This is a genomic window from Neisseria sicca (assembly GCF_014054945.1).
GTDB classification, from domain to species: Bacteria; Pseudomonadota; Gammaproteobacteria; order Burkholderiales; family Neisseriaceae; genus Neisseria; species Neisseria sicca.
Genome location: NZ_CP059566.1, coordinates 1217882 through 1243660, shown reverse-complemented (window position 1 = coordinate 1243660; position 25779 = coordinate 1217882). Strand labels below are relative to the sequence as shown.

At 52.4% G+C, this 25779-nt stretch carries 25 protein-coding genes; 12 read left to right on the top strand and 13 right to left on the bottom strand.

Annotated elements, in window-relative coordinates; all coding sequences use genetic code 11:
- The first annotated feature begins 13 nt into the window (after window positions 1–13).
- The gene (gene clpP, locus H3L95_RS06030; RefSeq protein ID WP_003760163.1) at window positions 14–634 is read left to right on the top strand and encodes an ATP-dependent Clp endopeptidase proteolytic subunit ClpP; all 621 of its coding nucleotides are present in this window, start codon (window positions 14–16) and stop codon (window positions 632–634) included.
- A gap of 300 nt (window positions 635–934) precedes the next feature.
- Here clpP and H3L95_RS06025 read toward each other — a convergent pair whose 3' ends face one another.
- The 8 genes from H3L95_RS06025 to H3L95_RS05990 form a co-directional block, all read right to left on the bottom strand.
- Window positions 935–1471: a C40 family peptidase gene (locus tag H3L95_RS06025; protein WP_003760161.1), complete on the bottom strand. Its 537-nt coding sequence runs from the start codon at window positions 1469–1471 to the stop codon at window positions 935–937.
- A 308-nt stretch (window positions 1472–1779) separates the two neighbouring features.
- A complete protein-coding gene (locus H3L95_RS06020; protein ID WP_040668835.1) occupies window positions 1780–3303 on the bottom strand; it encodes a phospholipase D family protein in 1524 nt (507 codons plus the stop codon).
- Window positions 3304–3404: 101 nt separating this feature from the next.
- Window positions 3405–4823 carry an MFS transporter gene (locus tag H3L95_RS06015; protein ID WP_003760154.1) on the bottom strand — a complete coding sequence of 473 codons (1419 nt, stop codon included), beginning with the start codon at window positions 4821–4823 and terminating at the stop codon, window positions 3405–3407.
- 268 nt (window positions 4824–5091) lie between these two features.
- Window positions 5092–7002, bottom strand: coding sequence for an alpha-amylase family protein (locus tag H3L95_RS06010; RefSeq protein WP_040668843.1), 1911 nt, complete (start codon window positions 7000–7002; stop codon window positions 5092–5094).
- Between the two features lie 272 nt (window positions 7003–7274).
- Entirely contained in the window at window positions 7275–7553 is a 279-nt protein-coding gene (locus tag H3L95_RS13830; protein WP_003760145.1) for a hypothetical protein, read from the bottom strand.
- Between the two features lie 37 nt (window positions 7554–7590).
- Window positions 7591–8973 carry a phosphomannomutase/phosphoglucomutase gene (locus H3L95_RS06000; RefSeq protein WP_003760143.1) on the bottom strand — a complete coding sequence of 461 codons (1383 nt, stop codon included), beginning with the start codon at window positions 8971–8973 and terminating at the stop codon, window positions 7591–7593.
- A gap of 120 nt (window positions 8974–9093) precedes the next feature.
- Window positions 9094–9933, bottom strand: coding sequence for a KPN_02809 family neutral zinc metallopeptidase (gene ypfJ / locus H3L95_RS05995; RefSeq protein ID WP_003760141.1), 840 nt, complete (start codon window positions 9931–9933; stop codon window positions 9094–9096).
- 166 nt (window positions 9934–10099) lie between these two features.
- Complete coding sequence (locus H3L95_RS05990) at window positions 10100–11047, bottom strand: class I SAM-dependent methyltransferase (protein ID WP_003760139.1); 948 nt, start codon at window positions 11045–11047, stop codon at window positions 10100–10102.
- 337 nt (window positions 11048–11384) lie between these two features.
- Between H3L95_RS05990 and H3L95_RS05985 the strand changes: the two genes are divergently transcribed.
- Complete coding sequence (locus H3L95_RS05985) at window positions 11385–12758, top strand: DEAD/DEAH box helicase (RefSeq protein WP_003760132.1); 1374 nt, start codon at window positions 11385–11387, stop codon at window positions 12756–12758.
- 178 nt (window positions 12759–12936) lie between these two features.
- On the opposite strand, the gene H3L95_RS05980 is transcribed toward H3L95_RS05985, so the two are convergent.
- Complete coding sequence (locus tag H3L95_RS05980) at window positions 12937–13518, bottom strand: superoxide dismutase (protein WP_003760130.1); 582 nt, start codon at window positions 13516–13518, stop codon at window positions 12937–12939.
- A gap of 264 nt (window positions 13519–13782) precedes the next feature.
- Here H3L95_RS05980 and miaA point away from each other — a divergent pair, with 264 nt between their 5' ends.
- The 4 genes from miaA to H3L95_RS05960 all read left to right on the top strand — a co-directional run bounded on the left by miaA (window position 13783) and on the right by H3L95_RS05960 (window position 16693).
- Window positions 13783–14724, top strand: coding sequence for a tRNA (adenosine(37)-N6)-dimethylallyltransferase MiaA (miaA, locus tag H3L95_RS05975; protein ID WP_003760126.1), 942 nt, complete (start codon window positions 13783–13785; stop codon window positions 14722–14724).
- A 15-nt stretch (window positions 14725–14739) separates the two neighbouring features.
- A complete protein-coding gene (gene tadA, locus H3L95_RS05970) occupies window positions 14740–15462 on the top strand; it encodes a tRNA adenosine(34) deaminase TadA (protein ID WP_040668839.1) in 723 nt (240 codons plus the stop codon).
- Window positions 15463–15623: 161 nt separating this feature from the next.
- Window positions 15624–16529, top strand: coding sequence for an oxygen-dependent coproporphyrinogen oxidase (hemF, locus tag H3L95_RS05965; protein ID WP_003760123.1), 906 nt, complete (start codon window positions 15624–15626; stop codon window positions 16527–16529).
- Window positions 16529–16693 (top strand): hypothetical protein, encoded by a 165-nt coding sequence (locus H3L95_RS05960; protein ID WP_003760121.1) that lies wholly within the window; start codon window positions 16529–16531, stop codon window positions 16691–16693. Before hemF ends, H3L95_RS05960 begins: the two co-directional genes overlap by 1 nt.
- A gap of 68 nt (window positions 16694–16761) precedes the next feature.
- On the opposite strand, the gene tpx is transcribed toward H3L95_RS05960, so the two are convergent.
- Both tpx and H3L95_RS05950 read right to left on the bottom strand, forming a co-directional pair.
- Window positions 16762–17256 carry a thiol peroxidase gene (gene tpx / locus H3L95_RS05955; protein WP_003760119.1) on the bottom strand — a complete coding sequence of 165 codons (495 nt, stop codon included), beginning with the start codon at window positions 17254–17256 and terminating at the stop codon, window positions 16762–16764.
- Between the two features lie 294 nt (window positions 17257–17550).
- Window positions 17551–18423 (bottom strand): pirin family protein, encoded by an 873-nt coding sequence (locus H3L95_RS05950; protein ID WP_003760115.1) that lies wholly within the window; start codon window positions 18421–18423, stop codon window positions 17551–17553.
- 163 nt (window positions 18424–18586) lie between these two features.
- Between H3L95_RS05950 and H3L95_RS05945 the strand changes: the two genes are divergently transcribed.
- From H3L95_RS05945 to guaA, 6 genes are all read left to right on the top strand, one after another.
- The gene (locus H3L95_RS05945) at window positions 18587–18943 is read left to right on the top strand and encodes a winged helix-turn-helix transcriptional regulator (protein ID WP_039862887.1); all 357 of its coding nucleotides are present in this window, start codon (window positions 18587–18589) and stop codon (window positions 18941–18943) included.
- 125 nt (window positions 18944–19068) lie between these two features.
- Window positions 19069–19554 carry a DUF4189 domain-containing protein gene (locus tag H3L95_RS05940; RefSeq protein ID WP_003760112.1) on the top strand — a complete coding sequence of 162 codons (486 nt, stop codon included), beginning with the start codon at window positions 19069–19071 and terminating at the stop codon, window positions 19552–19554.
- Window positions 19555–19712: 158 nt separating this feature from the next.
- Window positions 19713–20357 carry an LURP-one-related family protein gene (locus tag H3L95_RS05935; RefSeq protein ID WP_003760110.1) on the top strand — a complete coding sequence of 215 codons (645 nt, stop codon included), beginning with the start codon at window positions 19713–19715 and terminating at the stop codon, window positions 20355–20357.
- A gap of 162 nt (window positions 20358–20519) precedes the next feature.
- A complete protein-coding gene (gene smpB, locus H3L95_RS05930) occupies window positions 20520–20966 on the top strand; it encodes an SsrA-binding protein SmpB (RefSeq protein ID WP_003760109.1) in 447 nt (148 codons plus the stop codon).
- 337 nt (window positions 20967–21303) lie between these two features.
- On the top strand, window positions 21304–21642 hold the full coding sequence (locus tag H3L95_RS05925; protein WP_003760104.1) for a hypothetical protein: 339 nt from the start codon (window positions 21304–21306) through the stop codon (window positions 21640–21642).
- 126 nt (window positions 21643–21768) lie between these two features.
- A complete protein-coding gene (gene guaA / locus H3L95_RS05920) occupies window positions 21769–23334 on the top strand; it encodes a glutamine-hydrolyzing GMP synthase (RefSeq protein WP_003740869.1) in 1566 nt (521 codons plus the stop codon).
- Between the two features lie 336 nt (window positions 23335–23670).
- On the opposite strand, the gene tssC is transcribed toward guaA, so the two are convergent.
- Window positions 23671–25200 carry a type VI secretion system contractile sheath large subunit gene (gene tssC, locus H3L95_RS05915; RefSeq protein ID WP_003760102.1) on the bottom strand — a complete coding sequence of 510 codons (1530 nt, stop codon included), beginning with the start codon at window positions 25198–25200 and terminating at the stop codon, window positions 23671–23673.
- Window positions 25201–25240: 40 nt separating this feature from the next.
- Window positions 25241–25738 carry a type VI secretion system contractile sheath small subunit gene (gene tssB, locus H3L95_RS05910; protein ID WP_003760099.1) on the bottom strand — a complete coding sequence of 166 codons (498 nt, stop codon included), beginning with the start codon at window positions 25736–25738 and terminating at the stop codon, window positions 25241–25243.
- Window positions 25739–25779: the final 41 nt, after the last annotated feature.

Sequence of the window (25779 nt, the reverse complement as noted above, 5' to 3'; positions counted from 1 at the left end):
ACAGGAGACAAAAATGTCCTTCGATTTCAATAATTACCTCGTTCCTACCGTTATCGAACAAAGCGGCCGCGGCGAGCGTGCATTTGATATTTACTCGCGCCTTTTGAAAGAGCGCATCGTATTTTTGGTCGGTCCGGTAACCGACGAGTCCGCCAATTTGGTGGTTGCCCAGCTGTTGTTTTTGGAAAGTGAAAATCCGGACAAAGATATTTTCTTCTACATCAACTCCCCGGGTGGCTCGGTAACGGCAGGCATGTCGATTTACGACACCATGAATTTCATCAAGCCCAATGTCTCCACTTTGTGCTTGGGACAAGCGGCAAGCATGGGCGCATTCCTGCTCTCAGCAGGCGAGAAAGGCAAACGTTTCGCCCTGCCCAACAGCCGTATCATGATTCACCAACCTTTAATCAGCGGCGGTTTGGGCGGTCAGGCATCCGACATTGAAATCCATGCCCGCGAGCTGTTGAAAATCAAAGAGAAACTCAACCGCCTGATGGCGAAACACTGCGGCCGCGACCTGGCAGATTTGGAACGCGACACCGACCGCGACAACTTCATGTCCGCCGAAGAAGCCAAAGAATACGGTTTGATTGACCAAGTTCTGGAAAATCGCGCTTCTTTGCAGGCTTAAATTTTTGATTTCGGCGATTTGAACACACGCTGACAGAAGACGTGCTGATTATTCCGCTATTTCGCCTGTACAACGGAGCGGCTGTTTTTGATGAGGCTGCTTGGGTAAGGAAAGAGCGGTTTTGTTGAAGCGTCGCTGACGGCGGTGTTTGAATGGAGTGGATGCAAAGGTCGTCTGAAAACTTGAAAGACAGGTTTTCAGACGACCTTTTTGATTTGTTGCATTGGAATTGATATTACGTTAACGGCTTTGGTTTGCTTTGTCGTCTTGTCTTATGGATAAAGAATCCCGCTGTATGCCTTATTCTGTAAAGAAGGTATGCGCGCCGAGATAATGTTTGGCGTAATACGGGCTGGAGAGTTTTTCGGTTTTGATGGTTTTGCCGCTGCTTGGGGCGTGGATAAATTCGCCGTTGCCGATGTAGAGGCCGACGTGGGAATATTGGGATGAGCCGCCGGTGTTGAAAAAGACGAGGTCGCCGGCTTTTAATTGGTTATCGGGGATTTTGCGGCTGGCTGCCGCCATGTCGCGGGCGGTTCGCGGGAGGCTGACATCGAGGGCGTTTTTATAGACGAATTGAATCATGCCGCTGCAATCGAAGCCGGTGGCAGTACTGCTGCCGCCCCATCTGTAAGGCGTGCCGATTAGCCCCATGCTGTGCAGCATAAGTTCTTGCGAGCCTTGAGTGCGGTCGATGTTGCTGATGCGGACGGGTTGGACTGTTCGGGCGGTGGTGTGGGTTTTGGTCTTCGGGTGATGTTTGCCGGAAAAAAGGCCGCAGGAGGCGAGGGGCAGGATGATGGCGGCGGTCAGGGCGGTGCGGATAATCGGGTTCATGGGATTCCTTTTTAGGGACGTTTCAGACGAGGTTTGACAAGAGGTCGTCTGAAAAAGGTTTTTCTATAGTGGATTAACTTTAAACCAGCACGGCGTTGCCTCGCCTTAGCTCAAAGAGAACGATTCTCTAAGGTGCTGAAGCACCAAGTGAATCGGTTCCGTACTATCTGTACTGTCTGCGGCTTCGTCGCCTTGTCCTGGTTTAAATTTAATCCACTATATTTGTGTGATGGGTTAGTCCGTATTTTTGTTTTGAGGTCGTCTGAAAACTTGAAATACAGGTTTTCAGACGACCTTTCGTTTGGGTCTTACAGCAATCCTTCTATCGGCAGGATGGAGAGGATTTTGGAGGTAACGCGTTTCCAGAATTTGGCTTCCGGTTCGGCGGAGTAGGTTTTTTGGGTGGCGGGGTCGTACCAGTGCAGTTTGTTGTATTTGTCGAGGGTGACCTGATAGGCGTATTTCGGGGTGGTATTGACGAGGGTGCGCTGCATTTCGCCTGCGATTTTGGGGCTTTCGAGGACGACGCCCATTTCGGTGTTGAGTCTGGCGGAGCGCGGGTCGAGGTTGAATGAGCCGATGAAGACGCGTTTTTCGTCCACGATGAAGGTTTTGGCGTGCAGGCTGGTGGCGGAGCTGCCGGTCAGACCGCGGTCTTTGGTGGTGGGGACGGCGTGGTTGGGTTGCAGCTCGTAGAGTTTGACACCGGCTTTGAGCAGGGGCTTGCGGTATTTGACGTAGCCTGAGTGGACGGCGGCAACATCGGTCGCTTGGAGCGAGTTGGTCAGGACGGTTACGTCCACGCCGTTTTTGACGAGTTGGTCGAGCGCGCGCACGCCTGATTTGGTGGGAACGAAATAGGGCGAAACGAGATAGACGCTTTTTTCGGGTGTTTTCAGGGCGTTTTGCATGCGGTCGAAAATGGGCGGTTTGTGGCGGTCGCGGTCCAGCCCTTTGGCGGGGTCGTCGCTGATCAGGCGGGTGTGGACGCTTTGCCAGTCTATGCTGTTGCTCTGCATTTTTTTGTAGAGTTCGGAATTTTCGATGCTGCTGCGGTAGCGGCTGAGGGTTTCGTTTTTGTCTTTGTCGTTGTAACCCAGCTCTTGGAAGCCTTTTTCGATATCGCCTTTTTTGATGATGCTGGCGACAGTGTAGGAGGAATGGCTTGCCCAATAGCGGTCGAAGTCTTGGGAAACTTCGGTCACGACGCGGCCGGTGGCGAGGATGTCGAGGTCGGCGAAGATGGTGTCTTCGCCGACTTTGAAATATTCGTCGCCGATATTGCGCCCGCCGAGGATGGTGGCGCGGTTGTCGGCGGTGAAGGATTTGTTGTGCATCCGGCGGTTGAGGCGGGGGAAGTCGGTCAAATAGCCCAGCGCGCGCCATTTGCGGCGGACGAAGGGGTTGAACAGGCGGATTTCGATATTGGGATGGCTGTCGAGGGCGAGCAGGACGTTGTCCAGGCCGTTGGTGTTGTTGTCGTCCAGCAGCAGGCGCACGCGCACGCCGCGTTCGGCGGCACGGTGGATCAGGTTGAACATGAGCTTGCCGGAGATGTCGTTGTGCCAGATGTAGTATTGGAGGTCTAGGGTGTGGTCGGCGGCTTCAATCAGGGCGGCGCGGGCGACGAAGGCTTCGTGCGCGTCGTTGAGCAGATAGACATTGGAAATATCGCCGCCGGTTTTGGCAGTGGCGGTGTTGAGCAGGGCATCCATGCGCGGGGCGGAACGGATGTCGAGGTAGTGGCTTTCAGGGCGATCGTCCAGTGAGGGCAGGCCGGCGCAACCTGTCAGAAAAACCGGAAGCATAAGGATGAGATGGATTTTTTTCATTCTTGAGGGCGTTTCAGACGACCTTTTTCGCTGAAACGGTATTTTTATTTAGAAGGGTCGTCTGAAAAGAAGTTCGATGTTTATACGGTTCGCATTTTAACCTATTTTTTTGAAGTCGTTAGGTTGCGTCCGTCGGAAATGTGCAGGCGGCTGAATATGGTGCTGGAGACAAGCGTAATCAAGCCGATGGAAAGCAGGGTGAGGCGGAATGAGAGGTGGAGGTTGCCTGCGGTGAAGCTGCTTTGCGACCAGTTTTGCAGGATAAGCGCGCCGAGCGCAATGCCGAGGCTGATGGCGAGTTGTTGGTTGACCGCCATCAGGCTGTTGCCGCTGCCGGTTTGGTGCGCGCGCAGGTCGGCGATGGTCAGGGTGTTCATGGCGGAAAACTGGATGGAGTTGCAGGTGCCGATGAGGAGCAGCAGAACTATCCAGACGCTTAAGGACGTGTCGGCGTCGGGTAGGGCAAGCAGCATAATCAGTATGGCGAGGAGGCGCGTGTTCCAAATCAACACGTTGCGGTAGCCGAAGCGCGACATCAGGGGCTTGATGAGCGGTTTGACAACAAGCGAGGCGAAAGCGACGGGCGCGACCAGCCAGCCGGATACGCTGGCGGCAAAGCCGAACGCGACTTGAAACAATAGCGGCAGCAAAAAAGGGATGGAACTGATGCCGAGCCGGCTGAACAGATTGCCTGTCAGACCCAGCCGGAAAGTTCGGACTTGGAACAAATCCGCCGCATAAATCGGGTTGGCGGCGGTTTTCATGTGGCGGTAGTAGAGCAGGGCGAATGCCGTGCCGCCGAGTGCGAGTAAGAGCGAAAACCAAACCGCGCCCGAGTGGGACACCATTTCCACTGCCAACATCAAGAGACACGCCGCCGAAGCAAAAGTCAGGTAGCCACTCAAGTCCAGAACCGTATTTTCGCCTTTGACATCGGGCATAATCCGCCAGCCCAGCAAAACGCCGAGCAGCCCTATGGGCAGGTTCATCAGGAAAATCCAATGCCAAGATGCGTATTCGACCAAATAGCCGCCGACCAAAGGGCCGAATATCGGACCGATCAGCGCGGGCATGACGGCATAGTTGATGGCGTTGAGCAGTTGGGATTTGTCGTACACGCGCAAAATCGTCAGGCGCGGTACGGGAACCAACATCGACCCGCCTATGCCCTGAATCACCCGCGCCATCACCAGCATGGGCAGATTGGCTGCCGCCGCACACAATGCCGATCCGAGCATGAAAATGCCGATTGAACCAAAAAATACGTTTTTAGTGCCGAATCTGTCCACCAAATAGCCGCTTAAAGGAATCAGCAGGGCAACGGTCAGCGTATAGGAAATCGCCGCCAGCTGCATATTGAGTGGCGATACTTTGAAATCTTTGGCGATTTCGGGCAGGGCGGTGTTCAGAATCGTCGCGTCCAGCATTTGCATGAAAATCGCAATCGCCAACAGCAGGGGCAGCCATTGGGACGGGCGGACGGGCGGCGTTTCCGAAACGTTTGATTCGGTTTTGTTCATAGGGATGAATTGTAACTGATTTGGCAGGAGGTCGTCTGAAAGGCGGCTTGGTGTTTTTCAGGCTTTGGAATGAGAACCGGATGGCTGCTGGATAAATGGATTTTTGACAGATTGGTTGGCTGGAGGATGAAGAAACGAACGGCTTGCGCCTGTAAAGGGATGCGGCGGGCAGATTATGAGTGGAACATCCATTTTGTCAAAAAGGTCGTCTGAAAACGGGCAATGCCGAGTTTCAGACGACCTTTGTGTTTTTAAGCTGCTTGAATCATCAGGCGATTTCGAGCCACATCACTTGGTAGGGGCGCAGCACCAAATCCTGATTCAGTGCCACGGTTTCGCCGCTGATGAGGTCTTTGGCGCGGGCGGGCATGGCTTGCAGGGTATGCGCGCTGATGGTTTGCGGGTGTTCGCTGAAGTTGCCGAACGCCAACAGCGCATTGTTTCGGATGTAGCCGATGATGTGTTTGTTGTTGGTGTTGAAGGTAACCAGACGGCCGCCGTTCAAGCGCGGGTTGTTTTGGCGGATATCTATCATGTGGCGCAGGCCTTGATAGATTTGTCCTGCCGCGGTTGACGGGTCGTGGCGCTGTTCGTACAACTCGGCGTTGTAACGCGGACGGTGCGCCCAGCGGCTGTCGTCGCTCTTGTTGCTGTCGTTCGACCAGTCGTCGTCGTTGAGCGTGCCGACTTCGTCGCCGAGATAAATCAGGGGCAGGCCGCCGGTACTCAGGGCGATGCTGTACAAAAGTTTGATGCGGTCAACGGCGTGGGGGTCATGTTGCGCCAAACCTGCCAGGGCGGCGGCAGTACCGCTGACGCGGCAGTCGCCGGTGTTGGGGTTGTATTGGAAAGGGACGCCGCGCGCGAAGCTGCCGTCGAAATGGTTGACGAAAAAGCGGTTGAGGAATTGGCGGTGGTCGTAGCCGTGGATGCCGAACTGCCATGCGTCTTCGTCGGCAAACGTCCAGCCGATGTCGTCATGGCTGCGGACGTAGTTGACCCATGCGGTATGGTCGGGCAGGTTGTGGCGGTAGGAGAGGGCTTGGTGGAGCAGGTTGACTTCGCGGGTGGCGAGGGTGTTCCACAACAATGCCATTTGCAGCGGGTTGTAACCGATTTGGCATTCGTCTTGTGCGATGTATTGTACGACTTGGTCGGGGTGGACGATGGCTTCGGATTTGAAGAACACGGCAGGTGCGGCGATGCGCATGACGGCGTTGAATGCGCGGATTAAGGCATGGGCTTGCGGCAGGTTTTCGCAATCCGTACCCATTTGTTTCCAAATAAAGGCAACGGCGTCCATACGCAGGATGTCAACGCCCAAATTGGCAAGGAACATCATTTCGCCCGCCATGGCGCGGAACACCCAAGGATTGCTGTAATTCAAATCCCATTGGAAGGAATTGAATGTCGTCCATATCCAGCGTCCGTCTTCTAATTGTGAGAAGCCGCCCGGATGCTGGTCGGGGAAGATTTCGCGCAGGGTGCGGTCGTATTGGTCGGGCATCCAGCGGTCGGGGAAAATATAGTAAAAATTGTCGTAAAGCGGGTCGCCGGAGGCGCAGCGTTTCGCCCATTCGTGTTCGTTGGACGTGTGGTTGAAGATGAAATCGACGACGGCGGAAATGCCCACTTCGTGCAGCGCGGCAATGACATCGCGCAAGTCGTCTATCGTACCCAAAGCCGGATTGACGTCGCGGTAGCTGCTGACCGCATAGCCGCCGTCGCTTTTGCCTTCAGGGCATTTAAACAGGGGCATCATGTGCAGATAGGTTAGCCCCAGCTCTTGAAAATAAGGGATTTTGGCTTTCAAGCCTTTCAAATCGCCTGCGAACAAATCGACATAACACACGCCGCCGACCTGTTTATTGGACAAAATCCAATCGGGGTCATTCTCACGCGCGGCATCGATGGCTTTCAGAGACTTGTCGCGTTGGGAATAGCTTTGCCATGCTTGTGCAATCAGTTGTTCCAGCATGGGCAGGACGGCTTCGTTGTCGTTGTAAACGTTGTCCAGCTCGTGCATCAGCTTGGGGAAATGCTCGTTCAAACGTCTGTCAAACTGTTTCCAGTCTTCGGAAGCTTCGACGGTCGCACGCTGTTGGGGGCTATATTCTGCCAAGGCGCGCTCTTTGAGATGATGCAGGGTCAAATCGACCTGTTGGGTCTGGGTCAACATGATGTTTACTCCGAGTTGAAGTTGGATTTGTTTGGAAGCCTGATTCCTGCCGCCTGTGCTGCGGAAACGCATGCAGGCTTAAGGCAAAATCGAAAAGTCCATCATACTGTAAGAAGCTGTTTGTGCATAGTAGCCTGAAATGTTTGGGAAAATAGGCTTTTAATCGGGATGGGGTCGTCTGAAAACGGCATGGATTTTTTTGTATGGGTTGGAGTGGGTTTGAATGCTTGGTATTTAATGTTAATTGGATGGTTATTTTTAGATAAATGGCTCTATTTTTTTATGTTTTGAACAATAATTTGCTGCTGTGTCGGCTGTGTATTTATCCAATAGGCAATATTTGGGTATTTGATGAGGAGGTGAACGTATTTATTTTCTTGGGTAAAGGACAACGGGCGTTTTTGAAGAAGATAATTTTGTTTGATGGAAGTCAAAGGTCTTGGATGGGGAAGTTTGGGCGTATTGGCTTGGAAGAATAGGGTGTTGCCATGAGTAAGTTTGAAGGGCATGAACATCGAAACAAAAGGTCGTCTGAAAGCGGGGATACTCATTTTCAGACGACCTTTTGAGCTTTAAAGCGTTAATTGTTTACAGCGGCCATTTCAGCGCGGGATTGCTTTCAATGACGGCTTTAAACTGGTTTTGAATCCGCTCGATGGCTTCATCGGAATCTGCCTCGAAGCGCAATACCAAAATCGGCGTGGTATTGGAGGCGCGCATCAGGCCGAAGCCGTCGGGGAATTCTACGCGCAAGCCGTCGATGGTGATGATTTCGGCCGCGCCTTCGAATTTGGCTTTGGCGGCGAGTTCTTCGATAACCTGATGGCCGTTACTGCCTTCGGGCAGGTCGATATTGAGTTCGGGCGTGGAAATGCTTTGCGGCAGGCTGTTCAAGACTTCAGACGGATTGTCGAAGGCAGACAGGATTTCCAAGAGGCGCGCGCCGGCATATAGACCGTCGTCGAAGCCGAACCAGCGTTCTTTGAAGAAGACGTGTCCGCTCATTTCGCCGGCAACCAGCGCGCCGGTTTTTTTCATGGCGGACTTGATGAAGCTGTGGCCGGTTTTTTCCATGACGGGTTCGCCGCCGTGTTCTTTAATCCACGGAGCCAGCAGGCGGGTGGATTTGACGTCGAAGATGACTTTCGCGCCGGGGTTGCGGCTCAAAACGTCTTGGGCGAACAGCATGAGCTGGCGGTCGGGGTAGATGATGTTGCCGTCTTTGGTGACGACGCCCAAGCGGTCGGCATCGCCGTCAAAAGCCAAGCCGATTTCGGCATCGCTGTTTTTCAGCGCGGCAATCAAATCTTGCAGGTTTTTTGGTTTGGAAGGGTCGGGATGGTGGTTGGGGAAATTGCCGTCCACTTCGCAGAAAAGTTCGGTTACTTCGTTGCCCAAACCTTTGTAGAGTTTGCCTGCGAATGCGCCGCCTACGCCGTTGCCCGCGTCGATGGCGATTTTCATGGGGCGTTTGAGTTTGACGTGGCCGACGATGTGGTTGTGGTATTCGCCGGAGATGTCTTTTTCAGTCACGCTGCCTTTTTTGTCGGAGGCAACCAGTTTGTCGGCTTCGATCAGGGCGAGCAGTTCTTGGATGGCTTCGCCTGCGAGGGTGTCGCCGCCGAGCATCATTTTGAAACCGTTGTAATCGGGCGGGTTGTGGCTGCCGGTAATCATCACGCCGCTGCCGCCGCATTCGTTGATGGCGGCGAAATACAGCATGGGGGTGGCGACCATGCCGACATTGAGGACGTCGATGCCGTTGTCGGTAAAGCCGCGTTGGATGTGTTCCATCAATTCGGGACCGCTCAAGCGTCCGTCGCGTCCGAGTGCGATGCGGGTGATGCCTTTTTCGGCGGCTCGGGTGGCGATGGCTTTGCCGATAAGGTAGGCGGCTTCGTTGGTCAGGGTTTTGCCGACAATGCCTCGGATGTCGTAGGCTTTGAAGATGTCGCGGGCAATATTTGCCATGATGGTTTCCTTTGTGATTGTGAATGGAAAACGGGCTTATTCTAACATAGGCAAAGGTCGTCTGAAGGCTTTCAGACGACCTTTGGAGGTTACATCAAATAACATTTACTGCGGTTTCAATCAGTTACCGAAAGTGTTGCATTGGTTGATGTCGCCGCTGTCCAAACCGCGTTTGAGCCATGCCATGCGCTGTTCGGACGAGCCGTGTGTAAAGCTGTCGGGAACGACATAGCCCTGCCCCTCTTTCTGCAGGCGGTCGTCGCCGACGGATTCGGCAGCCAGCATGGCTTTGGTGATGTCTTCGGCTTTGAAGATATTATTGTTGACGGCGTAATGCCCCCAAATGCCCGCGTAGCAGTCCGCCTGCAATTCGAGTTTGACGGAAAGGGCATTGGCTTCTTTTTTGCCGACCTGTTGCTGCATTCTGTGGACTTTGGGCAGAATGCCGAGCAGGTTTTGGACGTGGTGTCCCACTTCGTGTGCGATGACGTAGGCAAACGCGGCATCGCTGGCAGAGTTGAGTTTGGTCTGCATATCCCTATAAAAGTCTAAGTCGAGATAGACTTTTTGGTCGCCCGGGCAGTAGAACGGGCCCATTGCCGATTGACCCATGCCGCAGGCGGTGGATGTACCGCCGTTGTATAACACCAGCGTGGTCGGGGTGTAATTTTGTCCGTGTTGCTTGAAATAGCTGCCCCAGGCTTTTTCCGTATCGGCGAGGACGACGCGGGCAAGTTCGTTCAGTTCGGCTTCTTCCTGAGGCTTGAGCTGGGAGGTTTGGGTTGAGCCTGTGCCCATAGAAGGCGTTCCGACCAAGCCACTCAAATCGACGCCGTAATAAGCGCCGACCAAAACGACGATGATGCCGAGGATGCCGGGCGTCCTACCGCCGCCGCCTCCACCGCTGCTGCCGCGTCGGTCTTCTACGTTTTGACTCTGTTCGCGTCCTTTCCAATCCATCTTGTGTGTTCCTTGTTGTGAAGTGATATGGGGCGGATTATACCGTGAAGGGGCGGCGTGATGCCTGCCTATATTGAGAAAAGGTCGTCTGAAAACACCAAACGGAGTTTTCAGACGACCTTTGTGCAGATAAACCGTTGGGTATTTCAACCAACGACGAGGACAGTCAGGCTTTGTGCCTGATTTCCCAACACTGATGGATTTTCTTGTTGCGGAAATCGTCGGGAACGGATTGTTTGGAAATGTCTTTGACGGCGTATTGTTCCGATACCGAATCGTCCAAGACGAAGCTGCGCAAGTTGTTGGAGAAGTACAAAAGGCCGCCTGAAGCGAGCAGGTTCATCGCGCCGTCAATCAGCTTTTTGTGGTCGCGCTGGATGTCGAGGATGTCGAGCATCTTTTTGCTGTTGGAGAAGCTGGGCGGATCCATGACGATGAGGTCGAACTGTTTGCCGTCGGCAGCGGCGTTTTGCAGGTATTGGAACACGTCGGCGCGGACGATTTTGTGTTGCTCGGGGCTGATGCCGTTGAGTTCGAAATTGCGTTTCGCCCAATCGAGATATGTGTTGGACAAATCAACGGTTTCGCTGGACGTTGCGCCGCCGGTGGCTGCATAGACGGTGAAGCTGCCGGTGTAGGAAAACAGGTTGAGGAAGCGTTTGCCCGCTGCGGTTTCGCCGACTTTTTTGCGCGTATTGCGGTGGTCGAGAAAGAGGCCGGTGTCGAGGTATTTGTCAAGGTTGACCCAAAACTTGCGGCCGTTTTCGGTAATGACGAAATCGTCGCCGGTTTTGCCGGTTTTCTCGTATTGCTGCAAGCCTTTTTGGCGTTCGCGGCGCTTGAGGTGGATTTGTTCGGGCGCAAAACCGGTAACGAAGGCGACGGCTTCCAATACTTCGGCAAGCCACGCTTCGTATTCTTCGGGCTGCATCAGCCAGCCGGTATCGTATTCCTGAAGGTGGATTTGGTCGCCGTAAACATCGACGGCAAAGGGGAATTGGGGGATGTCGCGGTCGTAAATACGCCAGGCTTCGATGCCGTTGCGTTTCGCCCATTTCATGAGGTGTTTGATGTTTTTGCCCATGCGGTTGGCGAAGGGTGTGATGTCGGTCATGGTTTCAGACGGCCTGAATGAGGATTGGGAAGGGTTTGGATTTTAACGCACTTGATGCCTTTTTGCTTGACCGTTGTCCATAAAATCTATATTATCCGCCGTTCGCCTTTTTATACGAAGCCATCGTCTTCCAACCTAAACCGCTGTTTCGGGCGCGTTTCTTTTATTGCTTGCTGATTTGTCAAGCCTTTCTGTGCAGGTTGTCGTCGATGTTAACCACAAGCAAGATGCTTGCGACAACCCTGTAACTTCACATTTCCCGTATTGTTACTTTCCTTTGCTTCAGGTCGTCTGAAAACCGTTCAGGCGTGCGCGTTGTTGTCTCTTTAGGATAGCCATGTCTATTAAATTTGCCGATTTAAACCTTGATAAAAACATCTTGTCCGCCGTACGCAGCGAGGGTTACGAAAGCCCGACGCCGATTCAGGCGCAAGCCATTCCGTTTGCTTTGGAAGGCCGCGACATCATGGCTTCGGCGCAAACCGGCTCCGGCAAAACCGCCGCCTTCCTGCTGCCGACGTTGCAGCGACTGACCAAACGCAGCGAAAAACCGGGCAAAGGCCCGCGCGCGTTGGTGTTGACGCCGACCCGCGAATTGGCGGCGCAAGTTGAGAAAAACGCGCTGGCGTATGCTAAAAATATGCGCTGGTTCCGCACCGTCAGCATCGTCGGCGGCGCATCTTTCGGCTACCAAACACGCGCCCTGAGCAAACCGGTTGACCTGATTGTCGCCACGCCGGGCCGTCTGATGGACTTGATGCAAAGCGGCAAAGTCGATTTCGCCCGCTTGGAAGTGCTGATTTTGGACGAAGCCGACCGTATGCTGGACATGGGTTTTATCGACGACATCGAAACCATCGTCGAAGCCACCCCGACCGACCGTCAGACTTTATTGTTCTCCGCCACTTGGGACGGCGCGGTCGGCAAACTGGCGCGCAAACTGACGAAAAACCCTGAAATCATCGAAGTCGAGCGCGTGGACAACCAAGGCAAAATCGAAGAGCAGTTGCTGTACTGCGACGATATGCGCCACAAAAACCGCCTGCTCGACCACATCCTGCGCGACGCCAATATCGACCAATGCGTGATTTTCACGTCCACCAAAGCCATGACCGAAGTCATCGCCGACGATTTGTACGAAAAAGGTTTCGCCGCCAACTGCCTGCACGGCGACATGCCGCAAGGCTGGCGCAACCGCACGCTGATGGATTTGCGCAAAGGCCGCTGCAAGATTTTGGTTGCCACCGACGTTGCCGCCCGCGGTATCGACGTGCCGACCATTACCCACGTTATCAACTACGACCTGCCGAAACAGGCGGAAGACTACGTCCACCGCATCGGCCGCACCGGACGGGCGGGGCGCACGGGTATTGCGATTACCTTCGCCGAAGTGAACGAATACGTCAAAGTACACAAAATCGAAAAATACATAGCCCGTAAATTGCCTGAGCTGACCGTCGAAGGCATGGAACCGACCCGCAAGCGTAAATCCGCAGGCGGCAAGCCGAAAGGCAAAGGCGGCTGGGGCGATAGAAAATCCGGCGGCTGGCGCGGCGATAAGAAACCGGGTAAAGAAGGCTTCGGCGGCAAATCGCGCGGCGAAGGTTTCAAAAAAGAAGGCTTTAAGAAAGGCGGCGAAGGCTTCAAAGGCAAACGTAAAGCCAACGATTCTTTCGGCTCGAAACCAAACCGTCCAGCGAAAAGAGGCTGATGCTAAAGTCAAATCAATAGCGGATATAGTGGATTAAATTTAAATCAGGACAAGGCGAGGCAACGCCGTACTGGTTTAAAGTTAATCCACTATATGAAGAAACTTTGATACCGCGTTGCCTAACAAAAAGGTCGTCTGAAAATTGATTTCAGACGACCTTTTATTTTAAACGTTCAACTTAAGCAGTAAAGCGTTTGGCGACTTCGTCCCAGTTGACGATTTCCCAGAAACCTTTCAGGTAGTTGGGGCGGCTGTTGCGGTAGTCGATGTAGTAGGCGTGTTCCCATACGTCGCAGGTCAGCAGCGGAGTGTTTTCAGTGGTCAGCGGAGTTGCCGCGTTGGAAGTGGAAACCAAATCCAATTCGCCGGCAGGGGTTTTCACCAGCCATGCCCAACCTGAACCGAAAGTGCCTGCCGCGCAAGCGGAGAATGCTTCTTGGAATTTCTCGAAGCTGCCCCATTTGGCGTCGATGGCGGCGGCCAGCTCGCCGGAAGGTTTGCCTTGACCTTTGGGCGTGAAACCCAGCCAGTAGAAGGTGTGATTCCAAGTTTGGGCTGCGTTGTTGAACACGCCGCCTGAAGATTTTTTCACAATCTCTTCCAAAGGCAGGTTTTCAAATTCGGTACCTTTGATTTGATTGTTCAGATTGGTGATGTAGGTTTGATGGTGTTTGCCGTAGTGGAACTCCAAAGTCTCTTTGCTCAGATGTGGGGACAATGCGTCCAGTTCATAAGGCAGTTGTGGCAGCTTATGTTCCATTTTAGTGCTCCTAAATTATTTATATATGATTGTATTTTGGTAGTGTTCGTCGGATGGTGCGGGTGTTTGCCCGCATCAGGCAACGGCTGCCATTTTACCTGCTTTAGATTAAAGAAACTAGGGCAGGCCGATATTTCGACCCTGTTGCAGTTTGAGAAAAGTTGAGGGAAATCGAGTGTCGATACAGATATTTATCATGAATGAAGCAATGATTTCAGACGACCTTTTGCTATAATCCGTCCGTTTCCCCAAGCCCCTTTTGATATGGACACCCCAAAAGCCTTTGCCATACTCGGCCCGACTGCCGGCGGGAAAACCGCCCTTGCCTTGAAAATCGCCGAAGCCCTGCCGGTTGAAATCATCAGCCTCGATTCCGCGCTGGTGTACCGCGATATGGACATCGGCACGGCAAAGCCGACGGCAGCCGAGCTTGATGCCGTGCCGCACCACCTTATCGACATCGTCCCGCCGACGGAGTCTTACAGCGCGGCGGAGTTTGTCGGCGACTGCGTGCGGCTGGCGGAGGAAATCCGCGCGCGCGGCAGGCTGCCTTTGATTGTCGGCGGCACGATGATGTATTTCCACGCGCTGACCGAAGGCTTGAACGACCTGCCCGAAGCCGATGCCGCCGTGCGCGCCCGGTTGCAGGAAGAAAAACAACAATACGGCTTGGTGCATCTGTATCAAAGCCTGCAAACCATAGACCCTGAAACCGCAGGTCGTCTGAAACCGAACGACAGCCAACGTATCGAACGTGCTTTGGAAGTGTACCGCCTGACCGGCAAGCCCTTAAGCGCGCATTTTGCCGAAAAAGCCGACTACACCCCGCCGCTCGACCTTTGCACCACCGCCCTGATTCCCGAAAACCGCGCCTTGCTGCACGAAAACATCGCCCGCCGTTTCACGCAAATGCTGGAACAAGGCTTCATCGACGAAATGCGCGCCCTGCGCCAAAAATATCCCGAGCTGACCGCCGACATGCCCGCCATGCGCTGCGTCGGCTACCGGCAGGCATGGGATTACCTCGAAGGTTTGACCGATTACGACACCTTTGTCGAAAAAGGCATCGCCGCCACCCGCCAGCTTGCCAAGCGCCAACTCACTTGGCTGCGCAAAATCCCATTAGCGCACAGCATCGACCCCTACACTGACGGCAACCACGTTCAGACGACCTTAGCACTCGTGCGCCGCCATTTCCAAATTTAAAACGCTATGCCGACCCTGTTGACCACGCCGCCCGTCGCCCCGCAAACCTTAGCCGCCCTGCAAGCCCTCGGCATCCGCAGCGTAGAGGAGCTGCGCGAAACCGGTTCTGTTCAAGCATTCCTGCTGCTCAAAGCCGCCGGACTGACCGTTACCCGCAGCACGCTTTGGCAACTCGAAGCCCTGCTGCTCGGCATCAAACCGCAAGACCTACCGCAAACGCAGAAAACCGCTTTGGAACAAGCCCTTAAAAACCATCCGCCCGTCGCCGTTTTCCCCACGTCGTCTGAAATGGAAACCTTCATGCGCGCTGCCTTGACGCAGGCAGAACAATCCGCCAGCATCGGCGAAATCCCCGTCGGCGCGGTCGTCGTCTCCAACAACCAAATCATCGCCGCCGCCCACAACACCTGCGTCAGCGACCACGACATCAGCCGCCACGCCGAAATCCGCGCCCTTGCCGCCGCAGGTGCCGCCCTCCAAAACTACCGCCTCGACGGCTGCGACCTCTACATCACGCTCGAACCCTGCGCCATGTGCGCCTCCGCCATCATCCAAGCCCGCGTCCGCCGCGTCATCTACGGCGCGGCAGAACCGAAAACCGGCGCGGCAGGCAGCGTTGTCAATCTGTTTGCCAACCCGCTGCTGAACAAGCACACGGCAATCAAAGGCGGCATCTTGGAAGACGAATGCAAAGCCGTTTTACAGGCATTTTTTCAGACGAGGCGCAAACAGTATTAAGCGCAAAAAAGGTCGTCTGAAAGCTTAAATCCAAGATTTCAGACGACCTTTTGAGAGATTGCGCACTTTGTTTCATCCCGTTTTTCAGCAATTCTGATAAATATTCGGCGCGCCGTATTAAAATACGGTTTTCAGACGACCCCATCCATAAGGAACCCGCCATGCACACCGAAGCCGTTTTAACCGTATTGAAAAACCTGCAAAACCAAATCTGCGCCGCGCTTGAGCAAGAAGACGGCGGGGCGGTGTTTGCGCGTAAAGAATGGACGGGCAAGTTGGGTGTGGGCGAAACCCGCGTATTGAAAAACGGCGCGGTATTCGAGCAGGCGGGCGTGAATTTTTCGCATGTGAAGGGCAGTAAAATGCCCGCTTCGGCGACGGCGCACCGTCCTGAACTGGCGGGCGCGGCGTTTGAGGCGATGGGCGTGTCGCTGGTGATTCATCCGAAAAATCCGTATGTGCCGACCAGCCATGCGAACGTGCGCTTTTTTATCGCGTATCCGGAAGGCGGCGAGCCTGTGTGGTGGTTCGGCGGCGGCTTTGATTTGACGCCGTTTTATCCGTTTGAAGAAGACATTTTGCATTGGCACACGGTGGCGCGGGACGTGTGCGCGCCGTTTGGGGAAGCGGTTTATCCCGAGTTCAAAAAATGGTGCGACGAGTATTTTTACCTGAAACACCGCGGCGAAACGCGCGGCGTAGGCGGTTTGTTTTTCGACGATTTGAACCGCTGGGATTTCGATACCTGTCTGAATTTCATCAAGGCGGTCGGCGAAGGCTATATCGGGGCGTATCTGCCGATTGTGGCGAAACGCAAAAACACGCCGTACGGCGAACGCGAACGCGATTTCCAGCTTTACCGGCGCGGGCGTTATGTAGAATTTAATTTGGTTTGGGACAGGGGCACGCTGTTCGGCCTGCAAAGCGGCGGACGCACGGAAAGCATTTTGATGTCCATGCCGCCCTTGGTGCGCTTCGAATATCAATACGTGCCCGAAGAAGGTTCGCCCGAAGCGCGGCTGAACGAGTTTCTCACTGCCCGCGACTGGCTCTCGGAGATGCAATAATGGCGGATAAACGCAAGCCCGACGCCCATCCTTCGGATAAATTCATCCTTGCTATGATTGTCATGGCGGTGTTCCTGGTGATCATCATCGGCGGCGGATTTATCGCCGTAGAATATTTTAAGGCGCATCCCGAAGTGTTTGAATTGAAGCCGCCTGCAAAATAGTTTAGGAAGAAAGACAAAAGGTCGTCTGAAACTTTTCAGACGACCTTTTTCAGCTTTAAACCCCTTGTTTACAAAACAGCCAAAGCCGCGTCGTAATCAGGCTCGTTGGCAATTTCGGCAACCAGTTCGCTGTGCAGGACTTTGTCGTTTTCGTCCAAAACCACAACGGCGCGCGCAGTCAGTCCGCGCAACGGGCTGTCGGTCAGGGCGACGCCGTAATCGGCGGCAAAGCTGCTGCGGAACGTAGACAGGTTCACAACATTGTCCAAACCTTCCGCGCCGCAGAAGCGGGCTTGGGCAAACGGCAGGTCGGCGGAGATGCACAACACGACCGCGTTGTCCAAAGAAGACGCGCGTTGGTTAAACGTACGCACAGATTGGGCGCACACGCCGGTGTCGACGCTTGGGAAAATGTTCAATACTTTGCGTTTGCCCGCAAAATCCGCCAAAGTTTTGTCGGACAGGTCGGCGGCGGTCAGGCTGAATGCAGGCGCGGTTTGACCGACAGCGGGCAGGTCGCCGGAAGTATGGACAGGGTTGTCGTGGAAGGTAATTTGAGCCATAAGGGTTTCCTTTTTGGGGTTGACGGAAAATAAATAGAGCGAAATGAATCGGTTATCAATATCGGGCGATGGCTTACAGATTGCGCAGAGCAAAATAGGCCAACGCCGCGACAGCCGACAGTATAGCCGAAACCATTGTCTATTGGCTTTTATAGTGGATTAACTTTAAACCAGTACAGCGTTGCCTCGCCTTGTCCTAATTTAAATTTAATCCACTATAGTGAAACGCGTGATATCCGTTTTCAGCATGAGAAGTCTGCTTGCGGACAGCCTATTTTGTTTCGGCGCAGATGCTCAATCGATGCTTCCAAATTTGCCGCTTTTGAAATCGCTGATGGCTTGGCGGATTTCTTCGGCGGTGTTCATCACAAACGGGCCATAGCCGACGACGGGTTCGTCAATCGGGACGCCGGAGAGCAAAAGGATTTTGACTTCTTCGCTGCCGGCTTCTATGTGTACGTTGCCGCCGCTTTTCTCAAAGCCGACCAGTTGTCCTGCGTCCGCCTGCTCTTTGCCGTTTAGGGTAACGTTGCCACGCAGGACGACCATGGACAGGTTGTGGGTTTCAGGTATTTCCAATACGGCTTTTTTACCGGCATTCAAAACGATGTCCCAGACGTTCATTTCGGTGAAGGTGTCGGCTGCGCCTTTTACGCCTTTGTATTCTCCTGCAATCAGCCGCAGGCGGCCTGCCTCGTCAGGGAGCTCAACCACGGGGATACTGGCTTTGGCGAGATGCTGATAGCGCGGCGGCGTGTTTTTGTCTTTGGCGGGCAGGTTGACCCAAAGTTGGACCATTTCAAACAGTCCGCCTTTTTTGCTGAAGTTTTCGGAGTGGAATTCTTCATGGATGATGCCCGAACCTGCGGTCATCCATTGCACGTCGCCTTCGTAAATGATGCCTCCGCCGCCGCTGGAGTCGCGGTGTGCCACTTCGCCGTGGTAGGCGATGGTAACGGTTTCAAAGCCTTTGTGCGGGTGTTGTCCAACACCGCGCGGGCTGCGGGCTTCGTTGGTGGAGAATTCATAGGGTGCGGCGTAGTCGAGCATCAGGAAAGGGTTGGTGCCGCGGTCGTCGCCCATGTGGGAGAACAGGGGTTGGACGAGGAATCCGTCGCCGACCCAGTGTTGGCTGGTTGCACGGTAGATTTGTTTGACGTTGCGCATGATGAGGTTCCTTCTTGTGGGGTCGTCTGAAATCTTTTCAGACGACCTTTGTGTAATGAAATTAATAATGTCATGGTTGCCATACTTTGTTGCGTGTATTATATGGGGTACAAACTTATTCGCAAGTACGCACAATTTTTATACTGTCATTCGGAGGTCAATAATGGCGGAAACAGAACCGACACACGGCGCCTGCTGTCCGGTCGTTAATACTTTGGATATTATCGGCGGTAAGTGGAAGGTGTTGATTTTATATTATTTACACGGGGAAACCCGACGATTCAACGAGTTGCAGCGTCTGCTGGCGGGCGTTACCCAGCGGATGCTGACGTTGCAATTGCGCGAGTTGGAGCACGACGGTATTGTCCATCGCGAAGTGTATCCGCAGGTGCCGCCGAAAGTGGAGTATTCGCTGACCGCGTTCGGGCAGACATTGATGCCCGTCATCGAGGCGATGCACCGCTGGGGCGAGCAATATGCCGCAGAATGTGCAAAACACAGAAAGCAGCCGCAAGAGTAAGCCGTTTCAGACGACCTCTTGGTCAGGCCTTTAAAATGAAAAGTGATGCGGGCATATATTCGCAACGGGCTTTGCTTTATAATGATGACAGTCAAACATAACGACATAAGCATTTGGAATCAATAATGAAAAAAATTGTAACGGCACTTATCGCCACCATTTTGTCAGCAGGCGCAAATGCAGCGGATACTTATGGTTATCTCGCCATGTGGCAGAACCCGCAAGACGGCAATGATGCGCTGCTGATTAAAACGACTAAAGAAAATATGTCGCAAATCGAGGCAAATGCGGAGCTGGAAGCGTTTTGCCGCGGGCAGGACACGCTTTCGGGCGTACAAAACGGCGAGGCGACAGGCTGTAAATCCGTTGTTCCGCTTCATAACACCTGCATCGCCGTCGCATATCCGAAATCGGAAGGCAAGCTGACGACAAACAATGCGGTTGTGATTACTTCGCCGCGCTTTAAGAGCGTGCATCAGGTTGCGCTGAATCAGTGTATTAAAAAATACGGCTCGCAAGGTCAATGCGGCTTGGAAACGGTGTACTGCACTTCAAGCGCTTATTACGGCGGTACGGTCAAAACGTTGTTAAACCGCTTGAAATCGCAATAAACGGTGTAAAAAGGTCGTCTGAAAACCACATAACGGCTTTCAGACGACCTTTCAATTCATCTTCTATGTATAGTGGATTAACTTTAAATCAGGACAAGGCGAGGTAACGCCGTACTGGTTTAAAGTTAATCCACTATAAAACGGCAAGGAAAAATCTGATGATTGATTATATAAAAATGTATGAAAGCATGAGCGCTTCTCATGAAACCAAAAGTCTGCGCTTTCCGCTTTATTTCAATTTCAAACTTTTATCCATTGCCAATGATTTTTTTGTCAAAGACGAAGCGGGGAACGAAATCGCTTATACGCGGCAGAAAATGTTTAAACTCAAAGAGTGGATTAATGTTTTCCCTAACCGCAATCAGGATGCGCCCGTATTCACCATTCATTCGGAACAGATTATTGATTTTGGTGCGACCTATATCATCCAAGATGCTTCAGGTAAGGTTTTGGGGAAAGTGGTGCATGATGGCGTCGGGTCGCTTTGGCGCACCAGCTATCAGGTAACGGATGCGGAAGATCGGCTGCTTTTCCATATCCGTGAAAAAAATCCTTGGGTGGCAGTATTGGACAAAATGGCAGGGCAGATTCCTTATTTGGGTTCGCTGACGAGTCTTTTTTTCAACCCGACTTATTTGATTACCCGACCTGACGGGACTTTGGTGTACCGTTTGAAGAAATTGAGGGCGTTATGGGAAGGGAAATTCAGCCTGCACAAAGAAGCCCGAGCGAGTTTGAACGACGATATCTTGATATTGAATTCGGTGATGTTGTTTTTATTGATGGAAAGAAATAAAGGATAAAGCCAAATGGTATTCAGGCAGGCTTGCGGATGAAATGTCGGGTATTTGATTTTGAGGACAGGGCTGCTCAAGGTTTATCGCATCCATTCACATTCAAACATTTTCATTTCTAGGACGCGCTGATAAAATAGCTCGTCTGAAAAGTATAGAAGAATCAAAATAATGAGTATTGCCAATAATAAAAAAGCCTTTCACGACTTCTTTATCGAAGACCAGCTTGAAGCCGGTCTGGTATTGGAAGGTTGGGAAGTCAAAGCCATCCGCGCCGGGCGGGTGCAGTTGAAAGAAAGCTATATCTACTGGAAAAAAGACGCTTTTTATCTGGTCGGCTGCCATATTACCGCGCTGCCGACTGCTTCGACGCACGTCAAACCCGACCCCGTCCGTCCGCGCAAGCTTTTGCTCAAGCAATCCGAAATCAACAAGCTCATCGGTAAAACCGAGCGTGCGGGTTACACCATCGTCCCGTTGAACCTGCACTTCACACGCGGCAAAATCAAAATGGAAATCGGTTTGGCGAAGGGTAAAAAACAACACGACAAACGCCAAAGCCTGAAAGAAGCCGACTGGAAACGCGAAAAACAACGTTTGATGAAAAATGTGCGCTGAGGCTGATAGCAGCTTGAATTGACCGCATGACGCCGATGTTGCCGCAAACGTGTATAGTGGATTAACTTTAAATCAGGACAAGGCGACGAAGCCGCAGACAGTACAGATAGTACGGAACCGATTCACTTGGTGGGTGCTTCAGCACCTTAGAGAATCGTTCTCTTTGAGCTAAGGCAAGGCAACGCCGTACTGGTTTAAAGTTAATCCACTATACCCGCCGTTTACACATCAAGCCCTATGTTTGCAAAAACATACCCAAGATTGCTTTCTTCAGGCTTTTCAGACGACCCTTGCGACCCAATAATCAGGGTCGTCTGAAATTTTACGGAGTAACGTCATGTCCCGCTCTTCGCTTTTCCTGCCGCTGTTTTTGATTATCTTCGGTGCCGTTTGGTTTTTGAAAACGACGGACATCCTGCCCGCAACTTCGACCATCGTGTCCGCCGGTATGGTGCTGGCGGGGATTGCGGTTTTGGTGATGGACGGTGTCAACAAGCAGTCTATCGTTTCCGGCCCGCTGCTGGTGTATATCGGCGCGGCGGTATATCTGCACAATCAATACTGGCTCGGTTATTCGCCGTTGGTTGCTTTGGGAATGATGGTGCTGGGCTGCCTGCTGCTGCTTTCGCGCAGCGATATGGTGCCTTATAAGCAGCATAAACAGCAGGATAACTAAGCCCCTCTCTCTGCAAAGGTCGTCTGAAAATGGTATAATCCGCCGTTTTCAGACGACCTGTTTTGTTATCGGAATCCCGTTTTGAAACAGTCAGACCGTTCCCTATCACTCTGCAAAGTTCCCGCCATGACCCAAGACAAAATCCTCATCCTCGACTTCGGTTCGCAAGTTACCCAGCTTATCGCCCGCCGCGTGCGCGAAGCCCATGTTTATTGTGAGTTGCATTCTTTCGATATGCCTTTGGACGAAATCAAAGCCTTCAATCCGAAAGGCATCATCCTCTCCGGCGGCCCCAATTCCGTTTACGAATCCGACTATCAAGCCGATACCGGCATCTTCGATTTGGGTATTCCGGTTTTGGGTATCTGCTACGGAATGCAGTTTATGGCGCACCACTTGGGCGGCGAAGTTCAGCCCGGCAACCAGCGCGAATTCGGTTACGCGCAAGTCAAAACCATCGACAGCGAACTGACCCGCGATATTTACGACGACGCGCCGAACACGCTGGACGTATGGATGAGCCACGGCGATAAAGTGTCCAAGCTGCCCAACGGCTTTGCCGTGATCGGCGATACCCCGTCATGCCCGATTGCCATGATGGAAAACGTCGAAAAACAATTCTACGGCATCCAATTCCACCCCGAAGTGACCCACACCAAACAAGGCCGCGCCCTGTTGAACCGCTTTGTCTTGGACATCTGCGGCGCGCAACCCAGCTGGACGATGCCGAACTACATCGAAGAAGCCGTCGCCAAAATCCGCGAACAGGTCGGTAGCGACGAAGTGATTTTAGGGCTGTCGGGCGGCGTGGACTCTTCCGTAGCCGCCGCGCTGATTCACCGCGCCATCGGCGACCAACTGACTTGTGTGTTCGTCGATCACGGCCTCTTGCGCCTGAACGAAGGCAAAATGGTGATGGATATGTTCGCCCGCAACTTGGGTGTGAAAGTGATTCACGTCGATGCCGAAGAGCAATTCATGGCGAAACTCGCAGGCGTTACCGATCCCGAGAAAAAACGCAAAATCATTGGTGCGGAATTTATCGAAGTATTTGATGCCGAAGAGAAAAAACTCACCAACGCCAAATGGCTGGCGCAAGGCACGATTTACCCCGACGTCATCGAATCCGCAGGCGCGAAAACCAAAAAAGCCCACGCCATCAAATCGCATCACAACGTCGGCGGCCTGCCTGAAAACATGAAACTCAAGCTGCTTGAGCCGTTGCGCGACTTGTTCAAAGACGAAGTGCGCGAACTGGGCGTTGCTTTGGGCTTGCCGCGCGAAATGGTGTACCGCCATCCGTTCCCCGGTCCTGGTTTGGGCGTGCGTATCTTGGGCGAAGTGAAAAAAGAATACGCCGATTTGCTGCGTCAGGCGGACGACATTTTCATCCAAGAATTGCGCAATACCACCGACGAAAACGGCACATCTTGGTATGACCTGACCAGCCAAGCCTTCGCCGTGTTCCTGCCCGTCAAATCCGTCGGCGTAATGGGTGACGGACGCACTTACGACTACGTCGTCGCACTGCGTGCAGTCATCACCAGCGACTTCATGACCGCACACTGGGCAGAACTGCCGTACTCGCTGCTCGGCCGCGTGTCCAACCGCATCATCAACGAAGTCAAAGGCATCAACCGTGTGGTTTACGATGTAAGCGGCAAACCGCCTGCTACGATCGAGTGGGAATAAAAGTAAAGAGATAAACGCATAAAAAGGTCGTCTGAAATGGTTTCAGACGACCTTTTGGTTTTTATAGTGGATTAAATTTAAATCAGGACGACGTTACCTCGCCTTGTCCTGATTTAAATTTAATCCACTATATAAGGAGAAAACGCGATGTCGTCCTAATGAATTTCATTTGCCAAAAAATAAAGCGGTCGTTCATGTAGCAAATACAGAACGACCGCTTGAGTTCAGCACCATTTTAGATTGTCTTCGGCAGCAAACAACTAAGGGTCTGCTGTCTTAATGATTCATTGCATGAATATATGGAAGACAAATCATGCGATACCGTTATCCAAAGGTTTATTTTTTCTCTTTCGGCATTTGAGATACCAAGGACAGGTTCACATCCAAGCCTTCGATTTGGAAGTGAGGACGGGCAAACAGACGGACTTTGAAGAAGCCGGGGTTGTCTTCGATATCTTCAACCAAGACTTTGGCTTCACGCAGAGGATGCGTTGCCTGCAACTCGTCGCTTGGATCTGTCATTTCAGTAACCAATGTATTGATCCAAGTGTTCAATTCCAATTCGAGCATACGGCGGTCTTTGGTTGTACCGATGTTTTCGCGTTGGATTAGTTTGAGATAGTGAGCCAGACGGGAAAGCAGGAAAACGTAAGGCAAACGGGCATTGATGCGGCTGTTTGCCGTCGCTTCTTTGGTTTCGTAGAGCGCAGGTTTTTGCGCTGAGTTGGCCGAGAAGAAGCAAGCGTAATCGCGGTTTTTATAGAAAGACAGCGGTACGAAGCCCAAATTGGCAAATTCAAATTCGCGGGTTTCGGGAATCAGAACTTCGGTAGGGATTTTTACTTGATTGCCGGTACCCAAATCATACATATGGATAGGCAAGTCTTCAATTAGACCGCCGGCTTGTGGTCCGCGGATTTGAACGCACCAGCCGTTGTTGATGAAGCTGCGAACCATGTTGGCAGCGAAGGCAAAGGATGCGTTTGCCCATAAGTAACGATCGTGTTCGGTGCCCTTAACTTGTTCTTCGTAATTGAAGCTGCGTACAGGAACTGTATCGCTACCGTAAGGCAGACGGGCAAGGAAGCGGGGCAGGGTCAGGCCGATATAGCGCGCATCATCGGTTTCGCGGAAGCTTTTCCATTTGATGTATTCGGCACGGTCCATATAGTTCGCCAAGTCCTGAATGCCGGCGACTTCTTCCATGCTTTCTTTACCGAAGAAAGATGGGCCGACAGAGCCGATGAACGGCATGTGTGCAGAGGCGGAGACGCGTGAAATATTGCGCAGCAAAGCCATGTCTTGCGGGCTGCGGTCAAATTCGTAGTTGGAAATGACTGCACCGATCGGTTCGCCGCCCGGAGTGTCGTATTCGTTGCTATAGGTGTGGCGATACAGTCCACTTTGGACAATTTCAGGGGCATCTTCAAAGTCTTGAATCAAGTCTTCTTTGGAGACGTCGAGGATTTCAATTTTAACGTTGTGACGGAAGTCTGTACGGTCAACCAAGAATTTCAGGCCGCGCCATGCAGATTCGATTTTTTGGAATTCTTCGTTATGGAGGATTTCATCTAATTGGCGGCTGAGTTGTTCGTCAATGCGTGCGATATGGTAGTCCAACAGGCTTTTGTCGAGGCGTTCTACTTTTTGAGATGAGTCTTGAATCATCTTTAAAAATACGCTGACCGCCGCTGCAATGCGTTCATCCGCAGAGGCTTCGGACATTTTTTCGGCGCTTTGGAACTGTTCGATGTCGATGACGGAGTCGACGGCGTTTAAGTTGATTTTTTGACACAGCGCTTCATAAACGCTGGCTGTGTTTTCTTGTTCTATAACGGTTGTTTGGGCTTCTTGGCGTTTTTGCATATTTTAAATCCTTACGGGTGTTTTCAGACGACCTTGTGTTTTATTTGTTAACAGGTGCAATTTTTTCGAGGCGGTCGCGCAGTTCGGCAGACAGATTTTCGTCACGCAAGATGGTTTCCAGTTCGCGACGGAATGCCGAATCGTCCAACAGGTTGGATTTCAAGTCACGGAGCAGGTTGCGCATAGCCAATAAAGCGCGCAGCTCGGGAACATTTTGTGCAATTTGTTCCGGGTGGAAATCCCGCATAGATTTGAAATTCAAATTGATGTTCATCTCGCCGCCGGCAGGGGAGAGGGTGTTTTTCACAGTCAGGTTGGCTTTAGGATTAAAGTCGGACAATACGGAATCAAAGTTGTTTTTATTGATATTGACTTTTTCTTTTTCGGCAAGGTCGCGTTTGTCTTGACCATTGCTGTAATCACCGGTGACTAAAAGTTTGAGCGGAAGCTCGACTTTTTTCTGTGCGCCTCCGGTATGGAGGTCTAGTTTGATATTGATACGTGAAGGTGGAACTTCGTTTTGGAAACTTTTGCTCACGGCTAATCCTATTCTCTGTTATGTGTTGAAGGGAAAATCTT

Coding starts and splice junctions, on each gene's coding strand:
- H3L95_RS05925 (WP_003760104.1), top strand. CDS start 21,304: ATGTCCCGCTCTTCGCTTTTCCTGCCGCTGTTTTTGATTATCTTCGGT.
- H3L95_RS05950 (WP_003760115.1), bottom strand. CDS start 18,423: ATGCGCAACGTCAAACAAATCTACCGTGCAACCAGCCAACACTGGGTC.
- ypfJ (WP_003760141.1), bottom strand. CDS start 9,933: ATGGATTGGAAAGGACGCGAACAGAGTCAAAACGTAGAAGACCGACGC.
- smpB (WP_003760109.1), top strand. CDS start 20,520: ATGAGTATTGCCAATAATAAAAAAGCCTTTCACGACTTCTTTATCGAA.
- hemF (WP_003760123.1), top strand. CDS start 15,624: ATGCACACCGAAGCCGTTTTAACCGTATTGAAAAACCTGCAAAACCAA.
- tpx (WP_003760119.1), bottom strand. CDS start 17,256: ATGGCTCAAATTACCTTCCACGACAACCCTGTCCATACTTCCGGCGAC.
- H3L95_RS06015 (WP_003760154.1), bottom strand. CDS start 4,823: ATGAACAAAACCGAATCAAACGTTTCGGAAACGCCGCCCGTCCGCCCG.
- H3L95_RS05935 (WP_003760110.1), top strand. CDS start 19,713: ATGATTGATTATATAAAAATGTATGAAAGCATGAGCGCTTCTCATGAA.
- H3L95_RS05960 (WP_003760121.1), top strand. CDS start 16,529: ATGGCGGATAAACGCAAGCCCGACGCCCATCCTTCGGATAAATTCATC.
- H3L95_RS06010 (WP_040668843.1), bottom strand. CDS start 7,002: ATGTTGACCCAGACCCAACAGGTCGATTTGACCCTGCATCATCTCAAA.
- guaA (WP_003740869.1), top strand. CDS start 21,769: ATGACCCAAGACAAAATCCTCATCCTCGACTTCGGTTCGCAAGTTACC.
- clpP (WP_003760163.1), top strand. CDS start 14: ATGTCCTTCGATTTCAATAATTACCTCGTTCCTACCGTTATCGAACAA.
- H3L95_RS05990 (WP_003760139.1), bottom strand. CDS start 11,047: ATGACCGACATCACACCCTTCGCCAACCGCATGGGCAAAAACATCAAA.
- H3L95_RS05980 (WP_003760130.1), bottom strand. CDS start 13,518: ATGGAACATAAGCTGCCACAACTGCCTTATGAACTGGACGCATTGTCC.
- H3L95_RS06025 (WP_003760161.1), bottom strand. CDS start 1,471: ATGAACCCGATTATCCGCACCGCCCTGACCGCCGCCATCATCCTGCCC.
- tssC (WP_003760102.1), bottom strand. CDS start 25,200: ATGCAAAAACGCCAAGAAGCCCAAACAACCGTTATAGAACAAGAAAAC.
- H3L95_RS05985 (WP_003760132.1), top strand. CDS start 11,385: ATGTCTATTAAATTTGCCGATTTAAACCTTGATAAAAACATCTTGTCC.
- H3L95_RS05940 (WP_003760112.1), top strand. CDS start 19,069: ATGAAAAAAATTGTAACGGCACTTATCGCCACCATTTTGTCAGCAGGC.
- H3L95_RS05945 (WP_039862887.1), top strand. CDS start 18,587: ATGGCGGAAACAGAACCGACACACGGCGCCTGCTGTCCGGTCGTTAAT.
- H3L95_RS06020 (WP_040668835.1), bottom strand. CDS start 3,303: ATGAAAAAAATCCATCTCATCCTTATGCTTCCGGTTTTTCTGACAGGT.
- H3L95_RS13830 (WP_003760145.1), bottom strand. CDS start 7,553: ATGAGTATCCCCGCTTTCAGACGACCTTTTGTTTCGATGTTCATGCCC.
- miaA (WP_003760126.1), top strand. CDS start 13,783: ATGGACACCCCAAAAGCCTTTGCCATACTCGGCCCGACTGCCGGCGGG.
- H3L95_RS06000 (WP_003760143.1), bottom strand. CDS start 8,973: ATGGCAAATATTGCCCGCGACATCTTCAAAGCCTACGACATCCGAGGC.